This is a genomic window from Citrobacter sp. Cb004 (genome assembly GCF_030337065.1).
GTDB lineage: Bacteria > Pseudomonadota > Gammaproteobacteria > Enterobacterales > Enterobacteriaceae > Citrobacter > Citrobacter braakii.
Genome location: NZ_JAOWCH010000052.1, coordinates 20,621 through 44,506, shown reverse-complemented (window position 1 = coordinate 44,506; position 23,886 = coordinate 20,621). Strand labels below are relative to the sequence as shown.

Annotated in this window: 12 protein-coding genes and 1 other RNA gene; 3 read left to right on the top strand and 10 right to left on the bottom strand. The window is 54.3% G+C overall.

The genetic code is table 11. From position 1 onward, the window contains the following. Positions 1-97: 97 nt before the first annotated feature. The 7 genes from OGV65_RS09645 to smpB all read right to left on the bottom strand — a co-directional run bounded on the left by OGV65_RS09645 (position 98) and on the right by smpB (position 19,120). Positions 98-1,327 (bottom strand): integrase domain-containing protein, encoded by a 1,230-nt coding sequence (locus tag OGV65_RS09645; RefSeq protein ID WP_101971984.1) that lies wholly within the window; start codon positions 1,325-1,327, stop codon positions 98-100. A gap of 164 nt (positions 1,328-1,491) precedes the next feature. Beyond that, positions 1,492-1,855: a transfer-messenger RNA gene (ssrA, locus tag OGV65_RS09640) on the bottom strand. 72 nt (positions 1,856-1,927) lie between these two features. Continuing rightward, positions 1,928-3,091: a beta-barrel domain-containing protein gene (locus OGV65_RS09635; RefSeq protein ID WP_085951071.1), complete on the bottom strand. Its 1,164-nt coding sequence runs from the start codon at positions 3,089-3,091 to the stop codon at positions 1,928-1,930. 7 nt (positions 3,092-3,098) lie between these two features. After that, positions 3,099-5,285 (bottom strand): type I secretion system permease/ATPase, encoded by a 2,187-nt coding sequence (locus tag OGV65_RS09630; RefSeq protein WP_235117316.1) that lies wholly within the window; start codon positions 5,283-5,285, stop codon positions 3,099-3,101. Next, complete coding sequence (locus tag OGV65_RS09625; RefSeq protein WP_046275995.1) at positions 5,282-6,691, bottom strand: TolC family outer membrane protein; 1,410 nt, start codon at positions 6,689-6,691, stop codon at positions 5,282-5,284. The genes OGV65_RS09630 and OGV65_RS09625 overlap by 4 nt, the downstream gene beginning before the upstream one ends. A 100-nt stretch (positions 6,692-6,791) precedes the next feature. Beyond that, positions 6,792-18,056, bottom strand: a complete 11,265-nt coding sequence (locus OGV65_RS09620) for a BapA/Bap/LapF family large adhesin (protein WP_286454890.1) — start codon at positions 18,054-18,056, stop codon at positions 6,792-6,794. Between the two features lie 581 nt (positions 18,057-18,637). After that, positions 18,638-19,120: an SsrA-binding protein SmpB gene (smpB, locus tag OGV65_RS09615; protein WP_003031211.1), complete on the bottom strand. Its 483-nt coding sequence runs from the start codon at positions 19,118-19,120 to the stop codon at positions 18,638-18,640. 154 nt (positions 19,121-19,274) lie between these two features. Between smpB and ratA the strand changes: the two genes are divergently transcribed. Together ratA and OGV65_RS09605 are read left to right on the top strand one after the other, a co-directional pair. Continuing rightward, positions 19,275-19,718, top strand: coding sequence for a type II toxin-antitoxin system toxin RatA (ratA, locus tag OGV65_RS09610; protein ID WP_003031213.1), 444 nt, complete (start codon positions 19,275-19,277; stop codon positions 19,716-19,718). Beyond that, on the top strand, positions 19,702-19,998 hold the full coding sequence (locus tag OGV65_RS09605) for an RnfH family protein (protein WP_003839823.1): 297 nt from the start codon (positions 19,702-19,704) through the stop codon (positions 19,996-19,998). Before ratA ends, OGV65_RS09605 begins: the two co-directional genes overlap by 17 nt. Positions 19,999-20,048: 50 nt before the next feature. Here OGV65_RS09605 and bamE read toward each other — a convergent pair whose 3' ends face one another. The 3 genes from bamE to nadK all read right to left on the bottom strand — a co-directional run bounded on the left by bamE (position 20,049) and on the right by nadK (position 23,168). After that, positions 20,049-20,393, bottom strand: a complete 345-nt coding sequence (gene bamE / locus OGV65_RS09600) for an outer membrane protein assembly factor BamE (RefSeq protein WP_003826401.1) — start codon at positions 20,391-20,393, stop codon at positions 20,049-20,051. A 149-nt stretch (positions 20,394-20,542) separates the two neighbouring features. After that, entirely contained in the window at positions 20,543-22,204 is a 1,662-nt protein-coding gene (recN, locus tag OGV65_RS09595) for a DNA repair protein RecN (RefSeq protein ID WP_019077416.1), read from the bottom strand. 85 nt (positions 22,205-22,289) lie between these two features. After that, a complete protein-coding gene (nadK, locus tag OGV65_RS09590) occupies positions 22,290-23,168 on the bottom strand; it encodes an NAD(+) kinase (RefSeq protein ID WP_016154073.1) in 879 nt (292 codons plus the stop codon). 122 nt (positions 23,169-23,290) lie between these two features. On the opposite strand from nadK, the gene grpE reads away from it, so the two are divergent. Beyond that, on the top strand, positions 23,291-23,884 hold the full coding sequence (gene grpE / locus OGV65_RS09585; protein ID WP_003031221.1) for a nucleotide exchange factor GrpE: 594 nt from the start codon (positions 23,291-23,293) through the stop codon (positions 23,882-23,884). The last annotated feature ends 2 nt before the right edge of the window (positions 23,885-23,886 follow it).

The following is a 23,886-nucleotide window of genomic DNA, read 5'->3' as shown; positions in this document are numbered from 1 at the left end:
TACAGCCCATGTATCTTGGTTTAGAACAAAGTGGTGTCAAAAAAGGTTTATGTCTTGGTGGATAAGGGGCTGGGAGATTTAACCCCTTATAGAGTTGTTATGCCGCAATAGCTTTAAATTTTTGAGCAATGACATAATCACTCCACCACTGCATAAGAGCAACTCGTTCTGTTAAGTATTCTGCTCGATTGTAAGCTGCTATTATTTCATCCTTTTTTGAGTGTGCAAGAGCAGCTTCGAGGACATCTGTTCTGAACTTACCAGACTCCTCTGCGGCCGTTCGTGCAATAGATCTCATTCCATGAGCTACAAGCTCACCTCCGAATCCCATTCGGATTATAGCCGCATTAGCTGTTTGTTCATGCATGTGATTGAGTGGAGCTTTGATACTGGGAAAAACCCACTCTCTATGCCCGCTGATGGCTTTCATTGAATCCAAGACTCGCAAAGCTTCTTTGCTCAGTGGAACTTTGTGAGGTTTCTTCATTTTCATAAACTCCGCCGGGATGTTCCACATGCCGGTTTCTAAATCAATATCTGACCATCTTGTGCGAACAGCTTCACCAGGGCGAACCCATGTGAGAAGTTGCCACTCAATCAGTAGCCTTGTTTCTAAACGCACAGAAGCATTGTTTAGAGCAACCAGGAAGCGGGGGAGTTCGGAAGGGGGTAATGCTGGCATATTCTGTTTTTTTGGCTTGCTGAACCGTTGCCCCAGGTTGTCAGCCGGATTGAATTCTATGAGTTCTTCTGTTGTTGCATAGCGGAAAATTTCATTCAGGCGGGATATGATGCGGCGTAGTGTTTCAAGGACACCTCGTTTTTCTATGGGTTCTAAATGCTGTTTAAGCATTTTAGGGCGAATCTCCTTAATGGGGGTATCACCCAACGTTGGAAAGATATTTCTCTCTAGGCTTCGCCAGATGTCGTTAGCATGATCCTGGGAGATGCCTGACGTTTTGACTTTCTCATCAAGCCACTTCTTGGCTACTGCTTGAAATGTATGTTCCGTGGCATCCTTAAGGGCATTGGCTTTGTGGGTGTTATGAACTTGTGGGTCTATACCATTTGCAAGCAACGACAAGTACTCATCACGTAAAGCTCGTGCCTTCGCAAGTGTAAGGTGAGGATAGGTTCCTAAGCTCACCTTAGTTCGCTTTTTGGTCACAGGCACTGCATATCTGAAATACCAATTTTTCTTTCCTCCCTTCGCCAAGGGGGCGATTCGCAGGAGCAAACCATCGCCGTCAAAAAGGTTAACCTCTTTCTCGGCAGGTTTGGTGCTTTTGATTTCAGTGTCGGTGAGTTTCTTCGCAATCTTTGCCATTTTGGGACCCTCGATTTTGGACCCTTTGTCTTGGGTCCCATTCAGGGTGCCATAACTCGTGGTTCTCAGCAATTCTCACTAGACGACAATGGACGTAAAAAAGCCCGCAGAGCTTGTGCTATGCGGGCTTAGTAGACTTTACTGAACTTCAGTACATCAATATTTGGTGGAGCTGGCGGGAGTTGAACCCGCGTCCGAAATTCCTACATCCTCGGTACTACATGCTTAGTCAGTCTTTACATTCGCCTGGCACCTGCGGACAGACACGCCACTACCAGACTAGCCTGATTAGATTTAACGCTTCAACCCCAGGCAGGGCCTCCACGCGATCTCTTTTGGGTTTGACCTCTCTTTGATCCCCGTCTTAAGAGCGGAAGCTAGGGAGAGAGGGCTCAGAGCAGGTTATTAAGCTGCTAAAGCGTAGTTTTCGTCGTTTGCGACTATTTTTTTGCGGCTTTTTACGAGGCCAACCGCCCCTCGGCATGCACCTTGGGTTTCGCGAATCCCGTCGAATCCAGAATCAGCCCCAATGTGTTAGAGCAAGTATAACAGACTTGTGACACGCGTGACCAGCCCCCGCAACCCCTAATCCTCAAGGATTTACCGCTCGCGCAGCGCTTCTTTTGCGCGATTAAACGGTTTGATTAAATAGTCGACGATGGTTTTTTCACCTGTTTTTATATCCACTGTGGCAATCATTCCCGGTACGATGGAGAAATGGCGTCCCAGTTTGTTCTGTAAGAAGTCCTGATGGGTGCGGATAAACACGCGGTAGTAGAATATTTCCGGTTTCACTTTGTCTTGAATAGTGTCCGGGGAAATAGTTTCGACTACGCCTTCCAGACCGCCGTAAATCGCGTAGTCATAAGCGGTTATCTTCACCAGCGCCCGTTGGCCGGGGTGGATGAACGCGATATCGCGCGGAGACAGGCGGGTTTCTATCAGCAGATGATCGTCCAGCGGTACAATCTCCATCATCTCGCCATTGGGCGGGATAACGCCGCCAATGGTAGTGACCTGGATGTTTTTCACAATACCGCGCATCGGCGCGCGCACGGTCAGGCGGGTGACGGAATCCTCGCGTCCTTTCAAAATAGCCGCCAGCATATCCACTTCGGCATTGGCTTTTGACAGCGCTTCCCGCGCCTGCACGAAGTATTGTGAGCGCAGATCGGTGATTTTTAATCCTAAATCGCTTTTTTGTCGTTGCAGACGTAGCACTTCAACGTGGCTGGCGGCACCACTTTTTTCCAGCCGTTGGGTTATGGCCAGCTCTTTATTTACCGAGACCAGCGCATCCTGCAGTTCTGCCATAGAATCAGCGAGCTGCGCGCGGCGACTTTTATACAAGCGCGTTTCGGAGGCGATGAGATCCGGCCAGGCGCGTAGTGAAGCGGGAAACACGAGCGGCAGATCGTTAACTTCGGCATTGAGCCTTGCGCTGGAAGCCAGTGAGGCGCGATAGCGGGCGGCGCTCTCCCCAACGTTGGACTCAGAGCGAGTGGGGTCGAGGCGCGCGACAATCTGATTAGCCTGTACTTTATCTCCTTCGCGTACCGTGAGCTCGGCGAGAATGCCGCCATCCAACGACTGCAATACCTGCTCGCGCGAGCTGGGGATTACCTTCCCGCTGCCGGTCGAGACTTCATCCAGCTTGCCGAAATACGCCCAGATACCCAGGACGGCAAACAGCAGCGTGCTGAGCAGAATAATGCGGCTGGCCCCGGAGAAACGGTGCTCGCGGCGGATATCGAGGTCGTCCATGGCAGCGTCATGCGGATTGGTTTTCATTTTTCCACTCCCGACCGTGAGTAGGGGCTGGTGCCCGGCTCGCATTCAGCGCCTGCGCTTTCGGGGCATCCATGACCAGTTGACCTTCTTTTAACACCACTACGCGCTCGACCAGCTCCAGAACCGGTACACGATGGGTGGCGACAATCAATGTTCGGTTGCCCAGCCACTGGTTCAGGCGCTGAATAAACTCTCGTTCGGTATGTTCATCCAGCGAGGCGCTGGGTTCGTCGAGCAGCACGATATTGGGCGATCGCAGCAGCATTCTTGCCAGCAGGATCGACTGCCGTTGTCCACCGGACAGACCGTTGCCGCCCTCCATAATGGGGTGTGCCAGCCCTTTGGCGAGTTGTTTAACGAAAGCCGCCGCGCCGCTGACCTCCAGCGCTTCGAAGATCTGCGCGTCGCTGGCATGCGGTGCGCCGAGGGTCAGATTTTCGCGCAGGGTACCGAAAAACAGCCGCGCATTCTGACTGAGAAAACCGATATTGCGGCGTAAATCGGCCATATCGATCTGCGCCAGGCTAAGGTTATCGAGTCGGACATCGCCCTGGATAATCTCCACACCGCCAGCCATGGCCTGTAGCAGCGTTGATTTCCCGGCGCCGTTACGCCCGAGGATCGCCACCCGTTCACCGGGCATGACCTCCAGACGTGAGATGCGCAGCGGAACGCGTTGATCGTCGCTGTGGTAGCGAAAGTGCGCGTTTTCAAACAGATAATGGCCGTGAAAAATCTCCTGATGCACCCGGTCTTCATCGTACTGCATTTCGGTGGGAAGCTGCATGATGCTGTCTAACCCCATCTTCGCCGCCTTGACCTGCTGCCAGCGGGCCAGCACGCCGCACAGGTTCGCCATCGGGGCAATCATTCTGGAACCGAGCATCGACGCGGCCACCACCGCCCCGGTGGTCATTGTGCCTTCAATGACCATCGGCGCGCCGAACATAATGATGGCGGCGTAGACCAGGCTTTGTACCGACATGCCCCAGCCAATCAGCCCCTGAGTCAGCTTGCGCGTGCGCAGTCCGGACTCTCCGGTAATACGGATGTAGCTGTTCCACTGTTGTAAAAAGCGGTTTTCCGCCTGCATCAGCTTGATATCTTCCAGCCCCTGAACGCTCTCAACCAGCACCGCGTTGCGCAGGGTGGATTCATGCGCTGCCTGGTTGGCGAGTACCGCCAGTTTCTTCTGTAACAGCAAACCAGGCAGGATCATCAGCAGGGCCGCGACGGGGGCTATCCACGCCAAGGGCGGGGCGATAAAGGCCAGCACCACGATAAACAAAAAGAAAAACGGTAGATCGACAATCGTCGACAGGGTCGAGGAGGTGATCATCTCGCGAACCTGTTCCAGCTCGCGCAGTTGAGAAATAAAGCTCCCCGTCGAGCGGGGAACAGCGCTGTTGCGCAGCCGCAATGCGTGGCTGAACACGCGATCGGAAATGCGCATATCAGCGCGTTTGCCGAGCAGGTCCATTATGTGGGTACGCGCTTCGCGCAGCAAAAAGCCAAACAGCACCGCCACCAGAACGCCGGTGGAGAGAACATACAGCGTTGGATAAGACTGGGCGGGGATCACCCGATCATAGACCTGCATCGAAAAGATAATCCCGGCAAGCGACAGGACGTTAATCAGAAAGGCGGCAACCATGACCGGCAGGTAAGGGCGGATGTCCTGTAACACCAGTTCGCGCATCCAGTCGGGCCTGAAGCGCGAAATATAGCGGTCTACCCGACTGTCCTTCAGCGCTGACAGCGGGCGCAGCGCAGTAATGCTCACGATCTCCGGCAGAAGTTCTGCAACTGTGAGTCGGTTACGCTGGCCCTCTTCGGCGATGATAAAAACATCCAACGCATCTTCACCGTTGAAATGTTCTACCACCATCAGTTGGCCGTCGCGCAGTTCCGCCACCACCGGCAGACGCCACTGGCCGAATGCCTGCGTGGCGGTATCCAGCGCATGAAATGACAGCCCTGCCTGACGCGCCAGCTGCGACAGGGCCATAGCTCGGCTTTTTCCCGCAAACCACGGGGCGTTGGCCTGGATTGCGCCGGGCGAACAGGCAACGCGATAGTGGCTGGCAATATGCGTCATCGCCAGCGCCCACTGGCTCAGGGCGTGTTCGCCAATCGCATCTTCCGCATGTGTATCGACGTCGCTCATAGCTTTATCTCCACCGATTGAATACTGCGGTTATTTAAGGCGAACGCCTGGCGAAGCGAGCCGGTGTTATAGAGGCAGTTCAACTGGAGCTGGCGCAGCTGGTTTTGAGTCTGGAGTTCAGCAAAACGGGCCTGATATACCTCCTGCTCGGCGTTAAGCACGTCGAGCAGTGGGCGTGACCCGAGGTCCAGATACTGCTGTTGATAAAGCTCGCGCGTTTGTTCACTCAGCCGTTGCTGGCGACGCAGGATCTGCAGGGCAGTGGCGAGGCTCATCGCCTGGCTGCGGGATTCCAGTAATTTCTGCCGTACTTCAAGTCGGGTACGCTGGATGGAGTACTGTGCAGACTCTACCGCGTGACTGGCGGCGTTGCGTCTGGCGGTAAGTCCGCCCCCCTGATACAGCGGCATCTCGACTTTTACCCACGTGGAGTACTGGGTTTTATCGAGCACCTCATGGCTGGGGTATTTGTCGTTGAGATAGTGCTGAACCGACGGCTCGAGGGAGATAGTGGGCGTCATCTGCGCGTTGGCGTAATCGAGATTTGCCTGGGCCACATTCGCCTGCGCCCATGCCGCCAGCACCGCGGGAACCAGCTTATCGTCCGGTTTGACCACATCACAACTGCTGTCCAGTTTGACCGGAAATTCGTTGCTGATGCCGTTAAGCGAGTTCCAGCCGAGGAAGCTCATCAGCGTTGCCTTGCTGCTGTCGAGATTGGCCTGATACTGCGCCAACTGAGAACGTGCAGACTCGATACGCGCATCGGTTTGCACCACGTCGGATAGCGAGGTTGCCCCTTCATCATTGCGTTGACGGGTCAGCCGACCAATACCGTTCAAGGCGCTGAGCTGCTCTTCGGCGGCGTCCACCATTTGCTGCCACGTCTGCACCTGGACTATCGCGTTGGCGGTTGCGTGGGCGATGGTATCAATACTGAGTAACACATTCGCCTGCTGTTGTGCGGATCCGGCGGTTTCAGCACGGACCTGGCTTGCCACTTTGCCGAAGTCGTACAGCATTTGCGACACTGAAATAACCAGGGCCGGGCTAAAGCCGTGATCGGTGTAAGTATTGCTGTAACCGTTGTTCATCCCGGCAGAAACCTGCGGGTAATATTTTGATTTCGCCACGTCGATCTGCTCATTTTGTGAGAGCAGTTTGCCGATGGATTCACGAATAGAAGGATGCCAGCTCACGGCGCGACTCACTGCGTCGTTGAGCGTCAGGCTGCCGGGGGCGGCGGCGCTCAGCGGCAGATCGGCAACCGCGCCGTCCAGCGAGGGCAGCATCTGGCTGGTGGCCAGGCCTTCCGGCGTAATAATTTGCGGTTCATCTTCGGCATTCACCCGCAGGGTACAGAGCGTTAATGCCAGCAGTAAGGCAACAGGCGCGACATTTCTCATAGTTTATCCCTTACAAAATACGGCAGCGACGACTGTTATTGCCCCAGACGTCATGGCATCCGGGGCTGTAGTTATGGCACTTTAACGTTATGCGTTAGCTTCAGGGCACAATGTGATTTTGTTGCACCAGCTCATCGAGCGTGGTGTGTACGTTCTCCAGCGTTATGAGATTGGTTGAGTGATAAGTGTTGCCCGTACCGTCGCGGTCGATAGCAATCACCGTGTTGTTACCGCTGGTGGTCACGGTGAGGTAGTTGCCGAGCGTAGCGTTCTGCCCGTTCCAGCCCACCAGCAGGTCGCCGATATCGATTTTGTCGCCCTGGGCCAGCGAGAAGTTGGTCCAGTTGTCGGTAGCGCCATTGCTAATGTTGCCGCCGGTAGCGTCGTTGGCGTTGAGCAGGTGATAAATCAGCGTATCGCCGTAGACCGATCCGGTGATCACCTCATGCTGTGCGGTGCTTACCATCTGCGGATTCATATTGATGGTCAGCGTAGCGGTGTCCGTATGCCCGTTTTGGTCGTTAAGCGTATAGGTAAAGGTCTCTTTGCTGGTGATCGATGCTACGGTTGCACCCGGCTTCAGCGTGTAGATGTATGAGCCATCCAGGTTCATGGTCAGTGATCCATAATGACCCTGAATTATTGCGCTACTGGCGCTGCTGGCCGGATTGAGGGTGGCAGTACTGCCGTTAAAGCCGGTGACGGTGAGCTGGGTATGGACGGTTGAGAGCTGATCGTGCGCGCCGGCGGCATCACTGCCATCAAAAATATTGCCATTCACCGTGGTGGCGTTAACGTCATAGGTATTGAGGTGCCATGTCGTGCCCGTGACGTTTGGCGTAATGCTGACGTTGCCAACTGCCAGTCCTCCCATTGTTCCGGTGAAGCTGATGTTGTAATGGCCTGCGGCCAGCTCGGCATTACCCAGCGAAATGGCAATTGAACTGCCTAACAGGCTGATGGAACTGGCGGGTACAGAGCCAGAAAGCGAGAATCCGTCGGGACCGGTGATTGTCCAGGCAATGCCCAGCGTACCGACGGTGATAAGCGTGCCGATGTTGAAGTTGAGCGTGGCGCTTTTCAGTACGTCATTTGTCGCGATATCAAACGAACCTGTACCGGTTGCTTTGTTCCCAAGCGTCGGAATTGTCGCTGTTCCCAGCGCGCCGCTTCCGTATGCAGCAGAATCCTGAACGGTACTTACCGTCATTGTGCTGCTGACGTCATTTACGGCGTCCAGCGGCTGCGGCGTTGGTTTGATATTCAGCGAGGCGCTGCCGGTATCGCCGTTTGGTGCTCTGACCTTATACACGAAGCTGTCCGGGGTGTTGATACCGTCTGCACCCAGTCCGCTTCTTAGCGTGTAGGTGTAGTTCCCCTTCGCATCGATAGTCAGCGTGCCGTACTGCCCATTAATAGTGGTAGTGCCCGTCCCGTTAACGACGATACCGTTTACTTCGGTGATAACGGTATTGGCCGGAGCCGAGTCGTTGACCAGCAGATTGCCATTGGTTGTCGCACTCAGGCTGTCGACGGCGTAGGTGTGATCCGCCTGAATATTCAGGGTATAGCTGGTCAGCAGCGTTAGGCCGCCGGAAGCGTTAAGCAGGAACAGATAATCGCCACCCGGTAGCGTAATGGTATACGCTGACGAACTTCCGCCCAGTAGGGCAGTGACCCAGTTTGGCTGTACCCGGTACTGCTCATACTGCTGAATTGACTCGTTGAAGCGATAAACATAGAGATCGAAGCCGCCAAGCGTCACGCCGAGAACATTCGCCTGTACGGTCAGCGTGCGGGTTGCGCCATCGTCAACGTTAAACTTAATCGGGTTAGTCAGACCGTTGACCAGACTGACGTCCAGCACATTGCCGAGTCCGACGCTGGCGAGCGTGAAGCCGGTTTGTTGTGAAGGCAAGTGGTCAACCGCGATGACTTGCGTTCCGTAAGTCAGCACTGCTGCATCGTCTGCCGCGGTTACCGTGCTGGTGGTTGGGGCCTGACCGAGCGTTACCACCAGTTTTGCCGAGGAGTGATCGCTGCCATGCGTCAGCGTGTAGGTGAAGCTTTCGGAACGCCCATACACCGAGATTGACGTATTGGTCAGGGTATAGGTGTAGCTACCGTTCTGATTGATATGCAGGATGCCGTATTTCCCCTGCACATCAATGCCGCCCGCCGGGATATTCACGACGTTGCCGTTACCGTCGGTGATGGCGGTGACCAGCGTGCCGGAAGGCGCATTATCCTGCCCGTTGGCGGGATCGGTATCCGTGATGATGTTCCCGGATTCCGTGGTACCGCCGATGATGGTCCCTGCGCTGGCTTTCACCACCGAGACATCAAGGCTGGTGTATGCGCCGGTCGCCAGCAGGTTGGTGTTGTAACTGACCACGCGGTAATCACCGCCTGTCAGTCCGCCGTAATTGAGCGTTACGCCCGAGGCGCCCAGGGTTAGCAGGCTGGCGAAGTCTGGTTTCCCGGTATCCACCACTGTTACCCAGGCATTCAGCCCGGTGTCAAAGCGCTGGATAACGACTTCAAGCGTGTTTAGCAGTGACAGCACCACGCCGGTCGCGGCGGCATTGATCGTAATGGACCCACTGCCGCCAGAAGCGATGCTGAAATTAACGCTTGCCGTATCGTTCCCCAGCACGTTGGCGACATTCCCCAACGCATTAACCAGCAGGAAACCATAATCGCTTTGATGATCGGTGCTGACGATAACATCGGTTTGCAGCGGCAGACTGGTGACGTTGTCTTCAGCCAGCAGTGGCAATACCGGTGCGATAGCGCTTGTCGGCGATGAGGTATTGCCCGCTGCATCGGTCGCCGTGGCGGACAGCGACTGGCCTTCAATCTGGCGAACCGGCAGGTTGACGCTGTAGACACCGCTGCTGTTGGCGATTGCCGTCACGCTGGTGCCGCCGGGCAGGGAGATAGTGACCGTGCTTCCCGCTTCGGCGACGCCGCTGACGGTGCCGCCATCGGCGCTGATCAGTATCGTTGGCGCGGTCGGTGGCGTGGTGTCCACAATCACGCTGAACGAGCTGGACAACCCGCTTGCGCCGTTGGCGTTTGTTGCAGTGGCGGTAAACGCGTGGTTACCTTCGCTGAGCGCCCCGGATGGGGTAAAGCTCCAGATCCCGTTACCGTCTGCGGTCGTGGTGCCCATTAGCACGCCGTTGTTGTACAGGCTGACGACGGCGTTAGCCTGCGCCGTTCCGTTGAGCGTTGGCAGCGTATCATTGGTTGTTTTACCGGGGGCGACGGGCCCCGTGATCGTACCGACGTCATCAAGTACGCTGGCAATAACCGGCGCAGGCGGTACGCCAGTAAACGGTGCCAGAACGTTACCCGCCGTGCCAATGTTGCCTGCGGCATCCTGGGCGCTGACTTGCAGCGTTTGCCCACTGATTTGCGGTGGGTTCAGCGTGAAGGTGAAATTACCGGAGGCGTTGGCGGTTGCCGTGCCGAGCACCGTTCCACCGCTGGAGGTAATAATGACCGTGCTGTTTGGCTCGGCAACGCCGGTGAGCGTGGTACCGTTGGCGTTTACCGCCAGCCCTGTAGGAATGCCCGGGGCGACGGTATCGACCACGATCGCTGCCGCAGATGATATGCCACTGGTATTACCCGAACTGTCCGTTGCGGTGATGGTAAAGGAGTGGGTACCTTGTGCCAGCGCGGTGGTTGGGGTGTAACTCCAGTTACCGCTGCCGTCCGCCGTCACGCTGATGACAAAGCTGCCGTTATCGTAAATATCGACCCGCGCGTTGGCTTCTGTGGTGCCGTTTAACGTTGGGCGTGCGTCGTTGGTTGGCTGATTAGCGCCAATCGCCCCGGTGTTTGGCCCGACGTCGTCAATAATGCTGCTGATTGAAGGCTGCGTCGGCGCTGTGGTGTCGACCACCACGCTAAAGCCTGCCGTCGCACTGCTGGTGTTGCCAGCCGCATCTGTCGCGGTGACGGTGAAGGTGTGCGATCCATTCGTCAGCGGCGTAGTTGGGGTAAACGACCAACTGTTATTACTTTGCACCAGCGCCGTACCCAGCAGGGTGCTTCCATCATAGATGCTGACGGTGCTGCCTGCCTCGGCGGTACCGTTCAGCGTCGGGCGCGCATCGTTGGTCAGTTGTCCGTTGTTGAGCGCCGCATTGAACACGCCGCCTGCGATATCATCCACCACTGAGACCAGCAGCGGGGCGGATGGCGCAATGGTGTCGACATTAATAATAAACCCGCCGGAGGTGGGACTTACGTTTCCGGCCGCATCGGTGGCGATAGCGGTAAACACATGCTGACCGTTACCCAGCGCGGCAGGCAGATATTCCCAGGTGCCGTCTATCGCCGCAGTTACCGTTGCCAGCAGCGTGCCATTATCGTAGATGGCTACTCGGGCACCGGCTTCCGCTGAGCCGTTGAGTACGGGACGGGTGTCGTTGGTAAAGGCCCCGCTCGACAGCGTTCCGGTTCCCGGCAGCACGTCATCAAAAGCCTGGATAATCGTTGGCGCAAGCGGGGCGACGGTATCAACAACGATGTTAAATCCAGCGGACGTGAGGCTGACGTTTCCGGCAGCGTCGGTGGCTGTCACTGTCAGCGCGTGGTTACCGTTGCCAAGCTCGGTTCCTGGCGTGAAGCTCCAGGCGCCCGTGCCATCCGCTGAGGTAAAGCCGATAAACGATCCGTTATCGTAAACTCTTACCGTGGAATTGGCTTCAGCCGTGCCGCTAAGCGTCGGGAGTGGATCGTTCGTGGCCTGACCGTTGTTCAGATTACCGATCAGCGGGCCGACATCATCTGCAACCTGAGTAATCGCTGGCGTACCAGGCAACACGGTATCCACGATAAGCGTGAAGCTATTGGATGGCTGGCTGGTATTACCGGCGCTGTCGGTGGCGGTGACGGTCAGCGTATGCGGGCCGTTACTGAGTGCATCCGTTGGGGTTAAGCTCCAGGTGCCGTTTGCCCCAACGGTGGTGGTGCCGATGGGCTGACCATCGCTCAGGACGGTTATGGTCGCGCCAATTTCACCGGTGCCGCTCAGGGCCGGACGGGATTCATTCGTGGTCTGCCCGTTGGTTATCGGGCCTGTTGTCGGTGCGGTGCTGTCCTGAACTGAGCTGATGACCGGGATTGACGGGGCAACTGAGTCCAGCTCAATAGTAAACGATGATGATACTCCGCCGGAGTTACCTGCCTGATCGGTGGCAACGGTGGTGAATATATGTTGTCCCTGTCCCAGCGGTGCATCCGGTGTGAAGCGCCAGTTGCCTGACTCGTCCACCTGCGCTGTACCGATGGCGACGCCGTTATCACGGATCGTGATGATGGTACCGATCTCGCCTTTGCCGTTCAGCGTAGGCTGCGCATCGTTTGTCAGTTGTCCGTTGGTCAGCGCTGTATTGCCAGGCTGATCGTCAATTACGGAGGTAATGGTCGGTGCCGCTGGCGGCAGCGTGTCGACGACAACCACAAACGGCGGCGTTGCCGGGCTGATATTGCCCGCGCCATCTGTGACAGTGGCAGTCAGCGAGTGGCTGCCTTCACCGAGGGCAGGCGCAGGCGTAAAGCTCCAGTTGCCGTTTTCATCGCTGATGCTTGTGCCGATGACCGCCCCGTTATCGCGGATGGTAACAAGCGAATCCGCCTCGGTAACGCCAGCAAGCGTTGGAGTATTATCGTTGGTCAACTGCCCGGAGGTCAGGGTCTGAATCGCACCAACGTTGTCCGTGACTGTCACAATAGAGGGGGCATTCGGCACCAGGGTATCGACAATGATCTGGAAATCACCGGATGGATCTCCCTGGTTGCCTGCGGCATCTGTTGCGCGAGCGGTAAAGATATGGTCGCCTTCTCCCAGCGGAGCGGTCGGGGTAAAACTCCAGAATCCGTTGCTGTTTACCGTGGTAGTGGCATAAGCGATGCCATTATCGTAAAGGGTGATGGTTGCCCCCGCTTCGCCGGTTCCGTTAAACGTCGGGCGTGAATCGTTGGTAATTTGCCCTTTATCCAACGATCCGGTGCCAGGGGCAATATCGTCAATAATGCTGGTGATAGTTGGCACCTGCGGGGGCGTAGTGTCGATGGTGATTGCGTAGTTGGGCGACAGACCACTTGGGGTACCGTCCACCGTTTGTGAAACCGTGAAGTTATAGGTTATGCCGTTAGTCAGCGCAGTGGGTAGCTGATAACTCCATGCGCCAGACACGGCATCGGCGGTTACCGTGGCGATGGATGCGCCATTTTGATAGATAGTCACCGATGCCCCAGCAGTGGCCGTCCCTTGCAGCAGCGGTAAGGTGTCGTTGGTGGTTTTACCGTTGCCAATCACCCCCATGATGGGCGCGATGTCATCAACGATCTCAAGAGTCGGTGGATGCGGAACGCTGGAGGTAGCGGCGTTAAACGTTGTAGGGTCGCTTTGATTTCCGGCGGGGTCCTGAGCGATGGCATTGAGCGCCTGACCGGTTGTTTGCGCTGGCGAAATGGTGACAGCAAAGTTACCAGAACCGTCTGCCACCCCCTGGCCGAGAATGGTGTTACCGCTGCGAATAATCACGGTGCTGCCTTCTTCGGCCGTACCGCTTACCAGCGTCCCGTTAGGATCTACGCTGGTAACCGTAGGCGTTGCAGGCGGCTGGGTATCGACAATCAACGTCAGCGGGTTATCTGCAGCCAGTGAGTTACCTGCGGCATCCACGGCGCCGAACGTCAGTGTGTGAGTGACGTTCGGCGTGAGGGGAACATCCACACTCCAGGTGCCGTTAGCAGCAACCGTAGCCGTAGCAATTGCGACGGGATTATTGCCATCGAAAATTAACACTGTACTGCCCGGTGTGCCGGTCCCGCTAATGGTCGGGGTGGTATCGTCCGTGACGCTGCCACTGGTTAGCGAACCGGTAAAGATTCCAACGTTATCCTGAATATCCGTTACCTGCGGCAACGTCAGCTTCGTGTTGTTAACCGTAAACGAAATGCTGTTTGAATTGTCGCTGATGTTACCTGCCGGATCGGTTGCGGTGGCGCTTAACGTGTAGCTTCCGTTCGCCAGCGCAGTCCCTGGCGTAATACTCCAGGTTCCGCCAGCCACCGTTGTAGTACCGATTACCGTCCCCCCGTTATACAGGGTGATGGTATCCCCGTCTGTGCCAGTACCGCGAATGGTTGGCGTGGTGTCATCAGTCACGGCATCTGGCGCAAGGTCGCCCGTGGCGTCACCGACATTATCGTTGGCGGCGCTAATCACCGGTGGTGCAGACGGCGTCGTGTCGATGTTCAGTGTTATGGCGTTAGATGGCAGGCTGACGTTGCCTGCTGGATCGGTTGCGGTGAGAGTTACCTGATAACTACCAGGAACAATCGGTGCTGACGGAGTGAAGCTCCAGGTACCGTCTGCACCTACTGTTGCTGTTCCCTGCAATGGGGGAGTACCAGCAAGATAGAGGGTAATCAGATCCCCGACGTTCCCCGTGCCGCTAAAGGTTGGCGTGGTGTCATTGGTGTTGCCATTAGTGACCACACCCGTTACCGGAGCCACATCGTCGGTAATGATTGGCGCGGCTGGTTGTGCGGGAGGCGTATTGTCTACTGTCAGAGTAAAGCTTGCCGACGGGATCCCCGTGTTGCCTGCAAAGTCAGTCGCCGTGGCGGTAAATTTATGCGGCCCGTCGGCGAGTGAGGTTGGGGTAAATGTCCAGGTGCCGTCTGGCTGTACGGTGACGGTGCCAATAGAACCGCCATTATCATAAATCGTAATCTTCGCGCCGGGTTCGCCGGTTCCGGAGAGTTCGGGATTCGAGCTCTTGGTACTGCTGCCGTTACTCAGCGTTTGTAGATTTGTCCCAATAAGACCTTCTGCGGAGCTGATAACCGGGGCAACTGGTGGGGTGGTATCAATCGTCAGCGTAAAGTTCCCGGCATTGCTGGCGTTGCCTGCAGCGTCCGTGGCGATAGCGGATAAATTGTGTGCGCCTTCACTGAGCGGTTGGCTGAGTTGAATACTCCAGGTGCCGGCGGGTAAAACCGTTGTGCTGCCAATTGGCGTGGAACCCTCATAGAGGGTAATTGTAGAACCGGCTATTCCGGTTCCTTTCAGCTCTGGTAAGGTATCGTTTGAACGGCTTCCGGAAGGCAGATCGATCGGCGCATTCCCAACGTCGTCGGTGGCAACCAAAATGACAGGATCGCCTGGCGGTTGAGTATCTACGGTAACGCTGACCACCGTGGGTGAGGTGATGACATTACCGGCGGCATCGGTTGCCGATACCGTAAACTGATGAGTGCGATCGCTGAGCACCTGATTTCCCGGAACGGTATAGCTCCAGGTGCCTGAACTGTCGACAAGAATAACCGTCATCAACAGACTGCCATCGTACAGGCTCACCAGTGAACCTGGTTCACCGGTACCCGAGAGGGTTGGCGTGTTATCGTTGGTGACCCAACCGTTATTTGCAACGTTGCCCGTAATGCTGCCAACATCATCGTTAACCAACGTTATTACTGGAACGGTTGGGGCGATGCTATCGACAATAATTTTCCAACTGGCGGCGCTGCTGGTGTTGTTGGCAGCGTCTGTTGCCGTCACCGTAAATACGTGCGCGCCCTGGCTTAGTGCTGCGGTGGGCGTATAGTTCCAGTTACCGTTGTTATCAGCGTTAACGGTCGCAAGCAGGGTGCCATTATCATAAATTTTGACCCGCGAACCTGCTTCGGCGATGCCTTCAATTTTCGGTTTATCGTCGTTGGTTAACCCATTGTTATTGATGGGGCCAGTGAAATCGTCAACATCATCAGTAACGGCAATAATAACTGGCTGGTTTGGTGCAGTGATATCCGGAGCCAACGCGGAGGTAGGCTGACTCTCGTTATTGCTGCTGTCCGTTGCGGTGACGTTTACCGTTTCGCCGTTCTTTTGCGACGGCCCTATAGACACGGTGAAATTGCCGCCGCTGTCAGCCTGGCCTATGCCAATCTGGTTACCGTTGCTGTCTTTAACGGTAACGGTGCTTCCCGCTTCAGCATGTCCGCTTACAGAACCGCCGTCTCCGGCGACGGTGACGCCGGTTGGCGCATCAGGTGCGGTGGTGTCCGGTGCGGTGACAGAGGCGTTGTCGCCCTTGTTACCTGCGGTGTCGGTCGCATTTGCCGTAAGGGTCTCGCCGTTGGTTTGCGGCGGAACCAGCGTTGCGGTGAAATCCCCATCCGTATCGGCAGTTGCCGTACCAATGATATTGCCATCTGGATCCAGAATATTGACCGTACTGTTGGGTTCGGCCTTGCCGGTGACCTGGTCGCCAGTGCCATTAACTAGCAGGTTTGTTGGGGGCTGTGGCGCGGTAATGTCTGGTGCAAGCGCTGTTTCAGGCAGGCTTGGGTTTCCTGCCGGATCGGTTGCGATGGCTTCAATGGTTTCGCCATTGGTCTGTGGTGGGTTAATGGTGATGGTAAATGAGCCGTCCGTTCCGGCGACGCCGCTGCCGATCTGAGTTCCGCCACTGCCGGTGATAACCACGGTATTGCCTGGTTCGGTCGTTCCGGTGACGACAGTCCCATCCGCAGATACGTTGAGATCATCAGGTGGCGACGGTGGCTGGGTGTCGATGTTGATATTGAACGCTGGTGACGTTCCTCCCGTACCCAGGTGGTTGGTCGCCGTGGCGGTGAAGGCGTATAAGCCGTCCTGCAAATTGGTGTTGGAGGTCCAGGTCCAGTTGCCGCTGGCATCAGCTAGCACGCTTATGACAAACACCCCATTGTTATAAATGTTAACCGTGCTGTTGGCGTCTGCGGTACCTGAGAGCGTAGGCGTTTGGTCGTTGGTGGCCTGATTATTGCTCAATGGTCCGGTTGAGGGTGCAAAATCATCCATTATGCTGACGATAACGGGCACGCCCGGGTAGCCAGAGTTGGTGGCCTTGAAAGAGGTATCTGGCCCGATGTTGCCTGCCTGGTCCTGAATTTTCGCGATCAGCGCTTCACCGTGCGTCTGTGAGGGCGAAATCGCGATGGAGAAATTGCCGGTTTGACCGACCGTTGTTGAACCCAAAACCTGATTATTACTGCCGATGATAATGACCAGGCTTCCCGCCTCAGCGCTACCGGTTACCGTTGTACCTTCCGGATTAACGGAGGAAATGACTGCGGCTGCAGGCGGGGTGGTATCAACGGTGAATGTCGGCACACGCGTTTCCGCGCTCACGTTACCCGCGGCGTCAGTTTGCGTCAGCGTCAGATTGTGAACACCATCGCTGAGCGGAATGTCCGGTGTAAATGTCCAGTTCCCATTGTCATCCACCCGGGCCATGCCGATCAGAATGCCGTTATCAGAAATGCTGATGAAACTACCTACTTCGCCTGTACCAGTGAGCGTCGGCGTGGCATCGTCGGTTACGCCGTTATTGGCGATAAAGCCGGTAATGGAACCGACATTGTCGGTTTCCTGAGTGACCACGGGGGCGTCGGGGGCAAGCGAATCGACAATAATTTCCCAACTGTCCGACATGCCGCTGCTGCCAGCACCGTTTGAAGCGCTGACGGTAAACTGGTGTGTGCCGTCTGCCAGAGGAGAGGATGGCGTAAACGACCAGTTGCCGTTGGCATCGATTGTGACCTGGCCTATTTCGACGCCGTTATCAAAAATATGTAATGTGGCATTCGCGGGGCCGGTGCCCTGGAGTGTCGGCGTATTATCGTTGGTGGATTCCTGCTGATTGACAGGGCCAGTAATCAGCTCCTGGTTATCGATTATGCTGGTGATAACGGGTACGTCAGGCCTGTTAGGGGTTGTCGTTGGCGGTGTGCCGCCGTCACCGTCACCGTCACCGTCACCATTACCGTTACCGTTACCGTTACCTTCGCCGTTGCCGCCGTTGCCGCCGTTGCCATTGCCGTTCCCGTTCCCGGCATTACCGTTCCCAGCGTTATTATCGCTCCCACCGCCGCCACCACCACCACCCGCAGCGAGGCCAATCCCGCCAGCGACAGCGATCCCGCCAAGAACCCACGGCCAGACGGCGCCGCCTTCATGACTGCCTTCGGCCGTCATCAGCGGTGTGAGATCGTCCAGGTGCTGGAAATGGAATGCTCCGTCAGTATCCTGAACCCACCACAGTGCGCCATTACTGTCCTCCAGAACAAGTTGGTTTTGCGCTTCACCTTTTCCGAGGTAGAAATTTTTAATAGTGATGGTTTCACCTGAGCGGAGTGTGACAACCAGATCCTGATTAACGCGCGTGAGTTGACTCACCTCCTCACGCGACACAGACAGTTTCACGATAGAAGGTGAACTGAGCGTAACTTCAGAGGCTTCAACATTTGTGGAAACGCCTGTTAATTTTGATACAACGGCGAGTAGACGCATATGTTCACTCCTGATGGCATGCCGGGAGTATTAATCCGCAACAGCGCGCTGGGAAAATGAGCAGACAGGGGCTCCGTTCATCATAAAGATGAATTTACACATGTAATTTCATTGATTAGGTCACATAGATGTTAGTTTATTGATTAAATACGTCCGGGCCCTTTCGGCTGAATAGTTCTTTCGTATTAGATGATATAGTCAGAAAGAAAGTATTCTGCAACTTATCCATATTAAAAAAGTAATTAGTCATTTGAAAAGGATACTTTCCAGTTTGCTTTTAATGGTTGTTTTTATGGTAAATAATTGTATTTAAATGGGTTTGTTTTTATTGAAATAAACATCAATATAATAAACAACAGTAATAATAGTGTTATTCAATAAATGGAAATATGAATGCTATGGTCTTGAACTTTTATATTATTGGACTATAGACCGCTACGGTAATGACAGGGGGGTTATTTCATATCTGAACGATTCAGCATAAATAAACTATAAACGCGGTGAATGTATTGTGTGAGTTTCGATAACTAAAAAATAAGAACCAGTCTCAGGAGGGGAGACTGGTCACAGGGGAGTAGCGTTTAGCGGCCAGCATTTTTCATGATACGCGCTTTATCTAACTGCCATTCGCGTTCTTTCACATCAGAGCGCTTGTCGTGCTGTTTCTTACCTTTCGCAACGCCAATTTTCACTTTGCACCAGGCATTCTTCCAGTACAACGAAAGCGCAACGACGGTATAACCATCACGATTCATACGACCATACAGGGAGTCGAGTTCACGCTGGTTTAACAACAGTTTACGGGTCCGAGTGGGGTCGCATACCACGTGTGTTGAGGCCACCGCCATTGGCGTGAAGTTGGCGCCAAACAGGAACGCTTCGCCGTCTTTGAGTATGACATAGCTGTCGCCGATGTTGGCTTTACCCGCGCGCAGGGATTTGACTTCCCAACCTTGCAGGGCGAGTCCTGCTTCGAACTCTTCTTCAATAAAGTATTCGTGTCGTGCGCGCTTGTTTAGCGCGATTGTGGCTGAGCCAGGTTTGTGTGCTTTTTTCTTCGTCATAATGCCGCTCAGTATAGGTAATCTGGAATCGAAAAACACCCCATTTCATCCAGCGGGGCGCAAGGCGCTATCTTAGCACGAGTTAGGCTATAGCGTTTTTTTTAGCGGGTGATAAATGGTATTATTTGTGTGATTGATATTGATGGGAATTGTTATGCCTCAGATTAGCCGGACCGCTTTAGTACCCTACAGTGCGGAACAGATGTATCAGCTAGTGAATGATGTTAAGTCCTATCCTCAGTTTTTGCCGGGTTGCACCGGTAGCCGCGTACTGGAGTCGACTCCGGGACAAATGACGGCCGCTGTGGATGTCTCGAAAGCAGGGATCAGCAAAACGTTCACCACGCGCAACCAACTGACCAGTAATCAGAGCATTCTGATGCATCTGGTCGATGGGCCGTTCAAGAAGCTGATTGGCGGCTGGAAGTTTACGCCACTGAGTCATGAAGCGTGTCGTATTGAATTCCACCTTGATTTTGAGTTCACCAATAAGTTAATCGAGCTGGCGTTTGGCCGTATCTTTAAAGAACTGGCTTCAAATATGGTGCAGGCCTTCACGGTTCGCGCGAAAGAGGTTTACAGTGTCAGCGTCGGCTAAAATTGTCGTTGAAGTGGCGTACGCGCTACCCGAGAAACAGTATTTACAGCGCGTAACGCTGCAGCAGGGCGCAACGGTGGAAGAGGCTATCCGCGCTTCCGGGCTGCTGGAATTACGTACCGATATCGATCTCAGTAAAAATAAAGTGGGTATCTACAGCCGTCCGGTAAAGCTTGCTGATGTTCTGCATGACGGCGATCGGGTGGAAATTTACCGGCCACTGATTGCTGACCCAAAAGAGCTGCGCAGACAGCGAGCAGAGAAATCCGCTAAAAAGTAACAAACAATAAAAAAGGTGCTCATTGAGCACCTTTTTTTGATCTCTCAAACCTACTTGTTATCGGTCAAAGCGGGTTTGTTATCAATGTTGGTCAATACGCCGCTGCTGTTAAAGGTCAGCGTCAGCGTTTGCTGGGTTACGCCTTCATGTCCAGGTTGCTGACGGAACACATAAAACCAGGTGTTAGTGCCAAAAGGATCGGACATCATTGGTGTACCCAGAGCATAAGCAACCTGCTGTTGCGTCATACCCGTGCGCACTTTAGCGACATCGGTAGGTGTCAGATAATTTCCCTGGTTGATGTCAGGGCGGTAAACCACTCGCTCCAGAGTGGAACAGCCTGCAGTCAACATCAGTAGTACTGCTGCAGCAGCAGTCAGCGTTTTACAGCGCATAGTGATTTGATTCCTTTTCGGGCCCGAGCAGTACGCGGCTCATATGTAATATGCCGATGATAATAGACCTTTCACCACTTTAAAACCTTTTGCTGTCGGGTCGGTCGGCGATTTTATGTTGAACTCAGACCTTCACAAGGTAAAAAAGTTTATGCCGCCAGCAGTTCTTTTGCATTTGCGAGGGTATTGCGCGTCACTTCGCTACCGCCAAGTAGACGGGCTAATTCCTGCAGGCGAGCGCGTTTATCAAGCGGCTGCATGTGTGTTTCCGTCATCGCGCCATCTGTTTCTTTGCTGACATAGAAATGTTGATGACCACAGCCAGCAACCTGCGGCAGGTGAGTAACACACATTACCTGCGTTGACTCGCCCAACTGTCGCAACATTTTACCCACTACCGCAGCCGTCGGGCCGCTGATACCAACATCCACCTCATCGAAAATTAGCGCAGGCGTTTCCATCTTACGTGCTGTAATGACCTGAATAGCCAGCGCAATACGTGACAGTTCCCCGCCGGAAGCGACTTTCGCAATTGGCTGTAACGGCTGACCTGGGTTAGTGGTCACTTTAAACTCTACGCGATCGGCACCGTCTGCGCTCAGATGGTGCTCCTCAAATTTCACATCAATGCAAAAGACACCGTGCGGCATCGAGAGAGCATGCATGCTCTCTGTAATAAGTTGTCCCAGTTCCTGCGCATAATGCTGACGCTGTTGGTGCAGCATTTTTGCCGTTTCCAGCGCCTGCAGGTGGTGATTGTTCACTGCCAGGGTTAAGGTTTCGAGCGAGTCGGCCTGATCGTCCAGTTGCTGTTGTTCATCCAGCAACGACTGATAGAACTGTGGCAGCACTTCAGGGGCAACATGATGCTTACGCGCCAACGAGATTTGCCTGGAGATACGCTGTTCGAGTTCGAACAAGCGGTTAGGGTCTAAATCCAGACGATCGCAATAGTGGCGCAGCTCGTCGCTGGCTTCGCTGAGCTGGATGGTGGCCTCTTCCAGCATATCCAGAATACCTGAAAGTTTGCCGTCCATGCCTGCCAGTTCAGTGACCAGGTGTTTTGCGGTGTACAGTTGGCTTTGCAGATTGATGTCTTCACCATCAGCCAGGATAGCCAGCGCCTGTTGGCTGGTGGTGAGCAATTGCCCACTGTTAGCCAGGCGCTTGTACTCTTCATCAATTTGCTCAAACTCACCCGGCTGCGGATTGAATTCGTTCAGTTCCTTTAACTGGTATTGCAACAATTCCGCCCGGGCTGCGCGTTCCAGGCTTTGTTGCTGATGATGCGCCAGGTCACGACAACTTTGGTGCCATAGTTGGTAGCGCGCAGCCATTTCCTGGGTCAGAGACGCTTCATTGGCGTAACCATCAAGCAGGGATTTTTGGTGTTCTGATTTTGTCAGGAGCTGATGCGCATGCTGGCCATGGATTTGAATAAGTAACTGGCCCAGCTCGCGCAACTGCGATAACGGAACAGCGGTTCCGTTAATAAACCCACGGGAGCGGCCATCGCTGCTGATAACGCGACGCAGCAAACACTCACGGCCTTCCTCAAGCTGGTTCTCTTCCAGCCAGCGCAGGGCTGCGGGGGTATCTTTTAAGGCAAAACGGGCGCAGAGGTCGGCTCGCATGGCGCCTGCACGCACCATGTCTGCGTCTGCTCGTCCGCCCAGACACAAACCGAGAGCATCAATGGCAATGGACTTACCCGCACCGGTCTCACCGGTGATAACGGTCATTCCGTTCTGGAAATCGATCTCAAGTTCACGAACGATAGCAAAATTGCTGATGGTCAGTTGTGCCAACATAGCTGTTTTCCTGTATGAAAAACCATGACTGTGATTTCATACAGTATAAACTGGTTTTTTATACAGTAAAGAGGTTGGCGTTAAATTAGAATAATTTTTTTGACCAACCAAGCTTAGTGCTTAATGTGTTGAAATAGCTGTAATCTTTTGGATGTATCAGGTTCAGATGATAATCACAGCGGCGAATCAATACGTCTTCACCTTCCTGTATAGGTAGGGCGATTTGGCTGTCACAGCTGATTTCCAGATCGTTACGGCGATGGGAAAAGCGCAGGCGAATGGTGCTGCTACTGTTGATCACCAGCGGTCGCGCGGAAAGTGTATGCGGAAACATGGGTACCAGCGTAATGGCATCCAGAGAAGGCGTCAGAATTGGGCCTCCGGCTGAGAGCGAGTAGGCGGTAGAGCCGGTCGGCGTCGAGATAATCAGCCCATCTGAACGTTGGGAGAAGGCAAAAATTTCATCGATATAGACTTCAAATTCAATCATGTGCGCCACTTTCCCGGGGTGCAGCACAACTTCATTGATGGCAGTGCTAATGCGCTTCTGGCAATCCTGTTGACACACCTGAGCTTCGAGTAAAAAGCGCTTTTCGCTGATGTAGTGGCCTTCCAGCACGTCAGCTAACTGTTGTTGGGCATTGTCTGGGTCAAGGTCGGTCAAAAAACCGAGGTTGCCGCGGTTAATGCCAATTACCTTGATGTCATAACGTGCCAGGGTGCGTGCGGCGCCCAGCATATTGCCGTCGCCGCCGACTACCACGGCGAGGTCTGCCTGTTGGCCAATCTCTGCGAGCGTGCCGGTTTTCACATTTTTCAGCTGCAGTTCGTGGGCGATTTGTTGCTCAACGATAACCTCATAACCTTTGGTGCACAGCCAACGGTAGAGCATTTCATGTGTGGTCAGTGCAGTGGGGTGACGTGGATGCCCCACAATGCCAATACACTTGAAATGTTTGTTCATTTTCTCGAGGTCCTTGTAACGAAGATTAGTGACAATGTGAGTACTTCCCTTGAATCCCTGAATCTGATCCCCATAATAAGCCAAGTTAGCGAGATGAATGCGAAAAAAACGCGGAGAAATTCATGAGTAGTAAAGAACAGAAAACGCCTGAGGGGCAAGCCCCGGAAGAAATTATCATGGATCAGCACGAAGAAGTTGAGGCGGTTGAATCAGACGCTTCTGCTGAGCAGGTGGATCCGCGCGATGAAAAAATTGCGAATCTGGAAGCTCAGCTTGCTGAGGCCGAAACTCGCGAGCGCGACAGCGTGTTGCGTATCAAAGCGGAAATGGAAAACCTGCGTCGTCGTACCGAACTGGACGTAGAAAAAGCGCATAAGTTTGCGCTGGAAAAATTCGTCAACGAACTGCTGCCGGTGCTGGATAGCCTGGACCGCGCGTTGGAAGTGGCGGATAAAGATAATGACGCTATGGCGGCGATGGTTGAAGGTATTGAGCTGACCCGTAAGTCAATGCTGGATGTCGTGGCGAAGTTTGGTGTACAGGTGGTTGCGGATATCGATGTGCCGATGGACCCGAACGTGCACCAGGCAATTGCAATGGTAGAGTCCGACGACGTTGCTGCCGGTAATGTGCTGATGGTAATGCAGAAAGGCTATACCCTGAACGGACGTACCATCCGCGCCGCGATGGTCTCTGTGGCGAAAGCCAAAGGCTAATC